Annotated in this window: 9 protein-coding genes; 4 read left to right on the top strand and 5 right to left on the bottom strand. The window is 52.3% G+C overall.

The annotated features are described in order from the left end of the window. Positions 1–18: 18 nt before the first annotated feature. Positions 19–165 (top strand): helix-turn-helix domain-containing protein, encoded by a 147-nt coding sequence (locus B9A24_RS21455; protein WP_143434694.1) that lies wholly within the window; start codon positions 19–21, stop codon positions 163–165. 763 nt (positions 166–928) lie between these two features. On the opposite strand, the gene B9A24_RS01505 is transcribed toward B9A24_RS21455, so the two are convergent. From B9A24_RS01505 to B9A24_RS01485, 5 genes are all read right to left on the bottom strand, one after another. Further along, positions 929–1828 carry a DUF4062 domain-containing protein gene (locus B9A24_RS01505; RefSeq protein ID WP_084443366.1) on the bottom strand — a complete coding sequence of 300 codons (900 nt, stop codon included), beginning with the start codon at positions 1826–1828 and terminating at the stop codon, positions 929–931. A 114-nt stretch (positions 1829–1942) separates the two neighbouring features. Further along, positions 1943–2188, bottom strand: coding sequence for a hypothetical protein (locus tag B9A24_RS01500; protein WP_084443365.1), 246 nt, complete (start codon positions 2186–2188; stop codon positions 1943–1945). Between the two features lie 80 nt (positions 2189–2268). Then, positions 2269–3756: a toll/interleukin-1 receptor domain-containing protein gene (locus tag B9A24_RS01495; protein WP_084443364.1), complete on the bottom strand. Its 1488-nt coding sequence runs from the start codon at positions 3754–3756 to the stop codon at positions 2269–2271. A gap of 490 nt (positions 3757–4246) precedes the next feature. Beyond that, positions 4247–5236 carry an IS110 family RNA-guided transposase gene (locus B9A24_RS01490; RefSeq protein ID WP_084443363.1) on the bottom strand — a complete coding sequence of 330 codons (990 nt, stop codon included), beginning with the start codon at positions 5234–5236 and terminating at the stop codon, positions 4247–4249. Positions 5237–5550: 314 nt separating this feature from the next. Further along, a complete protein-coding gene (locus B9A24_RS01485; RefSeq protein ID WP_084443362.1) occupies positions 5551–6036 on the bottom strand; it encodes a hypothetical protein in 486 nt (161 codons plus the stop codon). Positions 6037–6386: 350 nt separating this feature from the next. Here B9A24_RS01485 and B9A24_RS01480 point away from each other — a divergent pair, with 350 nt between their 5' ends. The 3 genes from B9A24_RS01480 to B9A24_RS01470 all read left to right on the top strand — a co-directional run. Further along, positions 6387–7298 carry an SGNH/GDSL hydrolase family protein gene (locus tag B9A24_RS01480; protein ID WP_084443361.1) on the top strand — a complete coding sequence of 304 codons (912 nt, stop codon included), beginning with the start codon at positions 6387–6389 and terminating at the stop codon, positions 7296–7298. Positions 7299–7999: 701 nt separating this feature from the next. Next, positions 8000–8944, top strand: coding sequence for a tyrosine-type recombinase/integrase (locus B9A24_RS01475; RefSeq protein ID WP_084443360.1), 945 nt, complete (start codon positions 8000–8002; stop codon positions 8942–8944). A gap of 19 nt (positions 8945–8963) precedes the next feature. Next, positions 8964–9242 (top strand): AlbA family DNA-binding domain-containing protein (locus B9A24_RS01470; RefSeq protein WP_084443367.1); only part of this gene is annotated, 279 nt, incomplete at its 3' end.

Here is a 9242-nt window from a genome sequence, read left to right as displayed (position 1 = left end):
AGCTCCTAGGGCAAGCACGTGGCCCGCCCCCGGCTGGCTCAGGCCAAGCAGGAAGCCATTGCCCAACTCCTCAGCGAAGGCCTGTCTATGAACCAGGTCAGCAAGCAGCTAGACGTAGCCTACGGCACGGTCTACAATTACGCCCAGCAGCAAAAGAGTGCTTAGCGTGTAAATCCGCCCTTTTGAAAGAAGAACCCCTAATCACGGCCATTTCTGCCAGGCCACGCCGCACATCGCCAAAACCGAGGAGCACGCGCAAACCGAGGAAAACCGGCCCCAAGTAAGTCAGCGCGGCCTGCGACTGTAGGATTACGGGGCAGGAAACGTAAGATTTAGTGCTGGAGCGCGACCGTTACCATAGCAGCACCTGCTTATCTTTGAGGAAACGTACGGTCAACACCCCGCCAACACGCTAGCCTATGAACGGCGAAGCCCTGGCTGCGGGAACAGCCAGGGCTTCAAGAAGTGGGTGCGGTAACACCTAACTTCTCTGCAAGATGCGTAAGGTGCGTACGAGGGTGAAACACGCGGGCAGGGCCCGTTGGTTTCACATTTCCCTAGAGCTGTGTAAGGCAGTGCTAGGGGGAGCAATTCGGGCCGTGGTCAGCCACTGGCTCGGACACCCGTAAGGGGGCGGCGGTCAGGGCGTTAGTCTTGGCCGCCGTTTGTGTATCGGGCCGACCGTCTGTCGGGCCTAAGCCGTACGGGATGTACTGGTTGGCAATACAAACATACGTCTTTGCGTGAAAAGTTGGCTACCTGTCGGCCAAATTTGACTTACGCTCCGACAATAATGGGTTTTCCTGCTGGCTAGAGTTGTGTTTGAGCCGCCTGCATGCTGGCCAAGATTCAATTGTGCAACAAAAGCTGGAAGCAGGAAAAAGCCCCACCAGCAGAGCGAAGCGTTGGAATGAGCGAAGCTGAATGATTAAGTTCTTGCTTTATCTAAGATTAGATAAAGTTGCTTGCCCTTCGACGTCATTTTTATCTCTTCACGATTACCCGATCGTTCTGTGTGCAATAAATCAAACAAGATAAGTTTACTCCTTATTTTTCTAAATGATTCACCACCGTGCTGTCTTACTAATTGATTAACAATTTCAAGACCCAGGTTTTCATCAGGCATGCATATAGTCATGAATATGTCAGCCAACTGCAAGGTTCTTATCTCGTTGTTAATTGTGAAATCATAAGTAGTTTCTGTTAATTCTCTAGCTAGAGTAGCTAGGTCATCAGCATTCGTTAATTTTTTTATTTGTTCATTAAGCTCACTATTCTCCTTGCTCAGACGGGCTAACTCCTCGGCTACTGCTAGATTAATGGTGGTAGCGTCTGCTCGAACCCAGCCTATCGCCGGATATATTTTTATCGTTTTCGATAAACTTGTTGTGACTAAACCTGCCAGTTCATCTGCATTATTCCAATACTTAACCAGTCGACCAGTAGATGCCTTGTTCCTGAAGGCATCTAATTTCGTCCGTAAGCCAGCCTCCTGCTCAGATTTGCCAAATGGGATAGCTTCGGGATGCTGGTGAATGAAAACTATGGCCTTGATTTCCTTACTAATCGCGTAGTCATACTCCATTTCCGTATAGCTCAACCCGCCTTCGGAAACCGAACCATATCTTCCCTCAATGATGAGCAAATAGTAATCGCAGTCATCGATTACTTTTTTGATAAACTCAAGTTGCTCGACATCAATTGCTGGAAAGAGCTCCATGCCTGCTGGGAAGCAATCTAGCTCCATAACAGCCTGTGAAACTTTCGCTCGTTCCTCTTTTAAATCTGTAAAGGTGGAGCTAACGAATACTTGGTAACGCTTATCCATTTCTTAGCTTAAAGTAAAAAGGGTGACGAACAACAGTAGCCTTCACAAGAAATAGATACGTCGTCTATAGGTGCGGCTAGCTACCCAGTCGCAAAACCAGCCGCGTAGAGGCGTTTAAAGCGCTGGCAAGCGCACTAATGCCGCGTAGGGTAAGAGGGGTTGCCGACTCGTAAAGGAGCGCAAGCGCACTACTTCACTCTGTACCTGACAGACCCACACCTCGCAAAAGAAGGTGTCGAGGTGGTAGAGGTTAATGCCGTACTCCAGCTCATAGCGCTGGGCTAGGTAAGTGCCATAGATGAACACGTAGGCGGTTTGCTCGTCAGGGGAGAGGGCGCGGAATTGCAGGTGGCCTAGCATACTCGCAACAATACAAAAAAGCCCCAACGTGTTGGGGCTTTTGATATAATATTGTGATGAGGATGTCGAAGGGCTTGGCTCTATTTCAACGTAGCGATTTTGTCTAGGTCAATTGCTCTTGACAGCAAAGGAATCTCCCTATTCATGTAGTAATCACTTCTATGCCACAGCTGAACGTGATGATCTGATTCAATTGTTCTTATAAGGTTTACTAATTCTTCTTTCGTCTGCACATTAAACAAAACTTTGATTTTGTCAAAATATCGAAGCGATACCATTTTGGCAAAAATGGGTAGTGTATAGGTATTATAGGCGGCTGTTTCAGGTCGCCAAAGCCTCCGACTTGAAGCTAATGGAATAAAACCTTCCAGCTCAGACAGATGATGCAAAATAATGTCAGCCTGCTTTAGCTCGTCGAAAGTGTATCGATTAGAGGCGCGTTTATTAATATTATCGCCTACTACACTTACCCTATTCATCTTAAACTTTTCATTTTGATGCTTGTTTAGTGTTGCGTTATAGCTGCTGAAAACACGGAAGTCTTCAACGCGGGCGTCTGCTCGCTCTTGCTCTTGTATAACGACAAAGCTATCATTTAATATACCTGCCAAAATTTGAAACTTCTCCCTCTTTAAAAGGATGGCAATAAAATATAAAAACAGTTCATAGACAAAGAACCGTAAATAGTCAAATTGTAAAGAGTTAATTCTATCTTGATTAAAGCCTTGGATTGCCTTGGCATTGAGGTACAACACAAGCTCTGCAAGGAAATCCTGTAAAGCCTCTTGATCAAATTCGGGGGCAGTGTCAAGATAAGTGTCTAAAAATAAGACAAAGTCGTCGCGCAATGGCTTTGATTGCTCAATCTTGTTTAGGGTAAGCTCAATAAAATTGTCAGCCGTGAATTCTTCCGGTTGTGGCTCAAACCCTTTAAGAGCTTCTAGGAAGGCGTTGTAGTATTGCTTTACTAGTAGCGGCGCATTTCTGCGTTCATCTAGAAAAGCCCGTTTGATGGCTGCTACTCGATGAGCGGTTGGGAGTGTGCTGGGCGTCTCCACTTCCAAGTAACTTGGGCGCATGCCAAGGGGCGGCCGTGCGTGGATGGGTTTATCAAAAATATTGCGAATTAGCTGCTCGTAATTGTCTTCATACTCTTCTGTTTCCCGGAGGTCAAAGAAAATTCTGCTATGAATAAAGGTCGGTACGCAGGGTTCTCCTTGTTCATCGGCCTCAAAAACTAAGGGAATGAACTTCGTTTGATCAGCTTTCGCATATACCTCCTTAGACATAATTAGACTTTCGGTGCCCACGCCGCCTTGTCTGCCGTCTGCTTTATCCTTATAAGACTTATTACAAATCAGTAACACCTTTTTAATATCGGGATTTGTTACTGTTTGCTCCATAAATGAGTGCTTATCCTGCCCTGGGGCCAAATCCCAAACATCAAGAATAACGTGCACCCCATCATTACTGAGCCGTTTGGCAAGTTCAATAACTCGCTCTTTGTGCTGTGGTGGGTTCCAACTGTATGAGATAAAGACCTTAGGAGCATCGGTAGTGGTAGGCATAATGTTGTAGAGAGAGTGAAAGCAAAACCGTGCAATCCTCGTCGAACGAAATGTAGACCGTCCAGGGGCGCCTCACTATGTAGGGACTAGGGTCTGTCGGGGAAAGGTACAACTTTGCAAGGGGGCCAGTACTTCCTATTATTCCTACGTTGTCCGTAAGGAGGCAAAGGGAGAAATAACAGGCTTGGCAGCGCCCGCACCCAGCGCTCTGAAGAACCGGCCGAAACAGGACGCGGTGGCGGAAGGGGAATGCGAACACGTACCCACTAGCCAGGTTTCAGCTTACTAAGGCTGGGCCGGCATGAGGTTAGACCGATTCATCGGATGGCTGCTGTGCCCACGTGAGCACTTCCTCACGCGTCGGGCCCCAAGGTAGCTTCTCCACGATAGTTTAGGTACGATAAGCCTTACTTCTCGTACCGATTCCCGATTTACGTATTGTTAAAAACAAGTTATGATAATGTTTCCTTAACATGAACTGTGTTAAAAGTCAAGGGGTGAGGGTAAGCTTTGAGCTAAAATCGGCTTGATAGGGCACGCCGGATTTGACGATGGCAAAGGCTTGCTTGAGCAGCTTGTTGCAGACGGCAATTAGCGCCAGCTTCTTATTCTTACCCCTGGCCACGAGGCGATCAAAGAGCGCCTGGCAAGCCGCATTCATTTTCTTCGCCGAGAAGCTGCACATGAACAGCTTGCCCCGGATCAAGCCGCCACCCATCTTGGTAATGCGCACCTTGCCGCGGATGCTGGTGCCCGAGGTGTGCTCGCGGGGCGATAAGCCGGCCATGGCAATCAACTGCCGGTAGTTGTCCAAGCGCGTAAAGCCCCCGGTAAAGAGCAGCAGCATGCCGGCGGTCTTCCGTCCGATACCGGGAATGGAGCACAGCAGCGTCATTTCTGAGGCAAAGCGCTGTTCTAACAGCGCCAGCAGTTCAGCCTCGACTACTTCTACTTGCTGCGTCAAGGCTTTTAATGTCTGCTGGAGGCGCTTCAGCGCGAGCTTGCTAACAATTGGTTGGCGCTGTAGCGCTTCCAGAGCGTTGCTGACCATGGTTTTTTGCTTGAGCAACTGTTCAGTGACCTGCTCTAACTGCCGGCACTCGACTAACACCGATTCGTCTGGCTTCCAGGGCTTAACAGCCTGCTGCTGGCCATAGCGCAACAGCCACTGCGCATCTTTGCGGTCGCTTTTGCCCTTACTTAGGTGCATCTGAATGAAGCGCTTGATGACCAGCGGGTTGAGGACCGCCACCTGCCCGCCCTGCTCGTGCAGGTAATAGGCCAGGGCTAGATTATAGGTGCCGGTGGCTTCCATCACAAACCGGCAGTGTGCCCCGCAGACCTTGACCAGCTGCTGAAAGCCAGCTTTGCTATTGCGGACTTCCAGGTGCTTGACTTGGTCATTTACGTGGTAACAGACGGCGAGCGTGACTTTACGCACGTCAATGCCAACGATGGGTAAGGGCGATGAGGAATCCATAGCGGGGTAGGTTAAAGTGGAGGAAATGAGTGAAAAGGACTTCTAGGGAGTCTTTTACTATCCTGATACAGGCTCACGGGCCTCATGGAACTGTCCAAAGTAGCCCTAGAAAAGGGAGGGGATTGTCATGTTAAACGAGCTCGAACGCCCCATAACGGAGGAATAAGATTCCTCCCTTTTCCTTCTCAACACCCCCCCCTGTACGGGGCACAGACAAACATAGGATAAGTGGACTTATACGACTTTACCCTAGGTACTAGAGAGGTAGCCGTCGAGTCATTTTGCTGCCGAGCTAGCGCCGTGACATCCGCCGCTTAGGGGAAGTAAGGCAGAATAATGAGGGTATCGACCTCTATAAAAGCTCTGGCGTAGGGAGTAGTAATCCTAGCCCGGTCAATCGTGTAGTCCACTGGATACGTCCTGACCGGGTTATCTAACTGCAAGTTGCGGTATTTGAGGCGGGCCGGCACAATAAATACACCCTGATAAGTATACTTATGGGTGCGGTACTTGGTTAAGTTGAAGTGACCATTCGCTGAGAGAATAGCGCCCGCATACTGTAAATTGCTCGGCTCAACGGTGATGCCCCGGCCCAGATTGTTGGCCGTCAGAGAGGACAGATAGTGTTGCGGATTGATGCTACAGGCTGGGTAAAACAAGATGATATTATTAGCTGGATCCTGCGAAATAAGAAAGCCATCGCCCTCGTAGTCTTCATTCCGCTCTAAAACGGGGGGGCAAGACGGCTGGCATGCACTGACCAGGCAGGTGAGGAACAGCAGAACGAGGGTGTTTTGCATAGAGGTGGGGTACTGTGTAGACTCAGACAGAGTGTGAGCAATAAGATAAAAGATAGTTCTATCACTTCAGATAGCCGCTCCGGCTTCTTGGTTTTGTCGCTTAGCATAAGAAGAGTTATAAGGTACTTATAGAAAAAGTCATAATTTATGTTTTAACGATGGTCCTGCTTGCCCTTAGCACTTTATCGGTCTGGCGACTTTTATGCTTCCGAGCGTCGGCTGCTTCCCACGCTCTCCCGCGTATGCCGTTGGGCTGCTCGGATAGCGCCAGCTAGCGTGATGAAAACAAGGGGATTCTACATTCTAGCGTCTATTTTACCGGCTTCTTTACCTTCTCTGCTCTTCCTTCCATGCGGGCAACTCATGCCTTTCGTCGCTTTCGTTTTTTCCTGTTCCTCGCCTTTCTGCCCGCCATTTGGGCAGTGGTCTGCTCCCGGAGCCCAGCCCCGGTGACGATCATGCCCTTGGGGGACTCGATTACCCAAGGCAACCGGACCTATCCTAGCTACCGCCGCCCCTTATGGCGCACGCTGCAGCACGGCCAGTACGAGGTGAACTTCGTGGGCAGCAGGATGCTCAACAAAGGCGGGCTGGCGCCGCACCTCGATTTTGACTTAGACCACCAGGGCCAGTGGGGCTGGACGACGGCGATGCTGCTGCCTGAAATCCGGCAGTGGAGCCTCGATCACCAGCCTGACATGGTGCTGCTGCACGCGGGCACGAATGACTGCTTTGGCCCGCAGCCGGTGGAAGCGATCCGTGACAACCTCGGCCGCATTATTGATCAGCTCCGGGGGGGGAACCCCCGGGTTAAAGTGCTGCTGGCGCAGTTGATCCCGTCCGCCCCGCCCTTTGCGGAGCTCAACGCGAAGATCACCGCGCTCAATGCGCTGCTACCCGCCCTGGCCCGCGCGAAAACGACGGACCAGTCCCCCGTAGTGATCGTAGATCAGAACACCGGGTTCAGCCGCGAGGCAGGCGTGGACCTGCACGATGGGTTGCACCCCAATGACCAGGGGCAAGCCAAGATGGCCGCGCGCTGGTACCAGGCCTTGCAAGCGCCCGGGTTGTTAGGCAAGCAGCCGCCGGCCCCGCGGGCGTCTGTTGTCGGGGATGGCTCCCCGCTGGCTGGGGGCTCTTGTACCACGTGCCAGCGGGGTGCAAACGCCCTGGCTTTAGCAAGCCGTAAAAGTGGCGGCTCGCAGCTCCTCCCGATCAGGTCCGAGAAGGGCGGCGTTCGCGGACCTTCTCCGGTAAGGTAGTCGGGTGGTCTCTGCTACGACGAATCCACCAGGTCGCCTCCTGTAACCGGGCCCGGAGCAAGGTTACGAGCTCACCTTTCCCCCTATTCTGCGCCGGCGGGCGGCCCGATTCTGTGTGGCTGGCCCTCTGTCGAAGCGATGGCTCTGCGACAACGTCGGACGCGGCGGCCCAACGACTAGATTAGTGGTGTCCTGATCCGGAGGCCGCGCAGGGTTGGGCCCCGGGCGGAGCACCCGGTTGATGAGCAGGATCGCGGCCAAGACACCCGCTAAGCCCAGCAACCAAGCTTGATGAAGATTAATCCAAGCAGCCATATACGCATTAATCAAATTGCTTTCCTACCCAAACCAGCGGCGGGTTGCCTCTCGTTCTTCAGCGCTCACTATCAATCAATTGTTAAGCCAAGAAAGGAATCGGTTTCCCATCTCCTATGGTTGTTTCTTCGCTCATTTCGCTAGCTATTAGCGGTTCAGTTACACTTGGACCGCCTGGCATGTCTCCGGACGTGTTTCCCCGGCGGTAGCCGTGACACGCTACTTCTCTGCACTCGGTTGGTGCAACTGCACTCAACTATGGTGTTCGTCCCGACAAAAAGGCGGGTGGGATAAAAAAGCCTACGATTCGGAAGTTTTCGGAACCAGCTTTCGCAGCTCCCCGATTACTTCACGGCCAAACCACCAACTCGCTGCACCCCGTGGCCATGAATCAGCCTGCCTCCCTGCGCCCTAGCCCCTCTAGTAGTCCAGCAGCCTCGGTCTTCAAAGTAAACGACGACGCGGCCTCCCCCACCGGAACCGCGCACACCCGCGTGCAGGCCGTAGACGTGGTACGCGGGCTCGTGATGGTCATCATGGCGCTGGATCACATTCGCGAGTTTTGGAGCCCCATGACCATGCGGGCCGAAGACGTGGTGCAAGCCTCTGCGGCACTGTTTTTCACCCGCTGGGTCACGCATTTCTGCGCGCCCACTTTCGTATTTCTTTCAGGCGTGAGCATCTGGCTGTCCGCGCGAAAACACCACTCCCGCGCCCACACGAGCGGTTTTCTCCTCACCCGGGGCTTGTGGCTAGTGGCGGTTTTTAAGCGCGTGGTGCAGGGCATCGACCTGAGCCGTCCCAAGGGCGTGCGCGACCGGGCCTTGTTGCTGCTGGGTTTGGCCGGGGCGTTCCGACGCGAGGAGCTGGTCAGCCTCGACGTGGCGCATTTGCGCTTTGATGAGGATGGCCTCGTCGTAGATCTGCAGCGCAGTAAAACCAACCAGTTAGGAGAGCCGGACGAAAAGGCCGTGTTCTTTGCCCCGGACCGGCGTACCTGCCCCGTGCGGGCCGTGAAGGATTGGCTCCAAGTCTTGGAGGAGAACGGCCGCAGCAGTGGTCCCCTGTTCGTGTCCTTCTACAATGGCCAGCGCCTGACCCCGAAGCGCCTGAGCCCCGAGCGGGTGAACTTGGTGGTACAGGAGTACCTAGGCGCGGACTATACCGCCCACTCCCTGCGGGCCTCCTTTGTGACCATCACCAAGCTGGCCGGCTCCGACGATGCCAAGATCATGAATCAAACCAAGCACAAGACCACGGCCATGATTCGCCGCTACACCCGCTTGGATAATATCCGCCAGCACAATGCGGCCCAGGACTTAGCCCTATAAGCCATACGCCCAGATATCAATGGACCTAGAGGATATTATTCGTTACGAAGGCGAAAGCACTTCCGTAGATTTTAAAGCCACCGCCTATAAACCGGCCACCAATCCGGAGTTTATAAAGGATGTAATGGCGATGGCCAATGCCCCGTATGACGGGGACCGGTACTTGATTGTGGGCGTTAAACACTATGTCGACAATACCCGGGAGATACTCGGTTTAGAGCCGGAGGATCAGCTAGATGATGCCAGTTATCATAAAGCCATCCTAGATAATATAGAGCCGGAAATACCCTTCGAGTAT

It is taken from the genome of Hymenobacter roseosalivarius DSM 11622 (genome assembly GCF_900176135.1).
GTDB lineage: Bacteria > Bacteroidota > Bacteroidia > Cytophagales > Hymenobacteraceae > Hymenobacter > Hymenobacter roseosalivarius.
The sequence above is the reverse complement of the archived record's forward strand: the minus strand, read 5'-3'. Positions and strand labels throughout refer to the sequence as shown.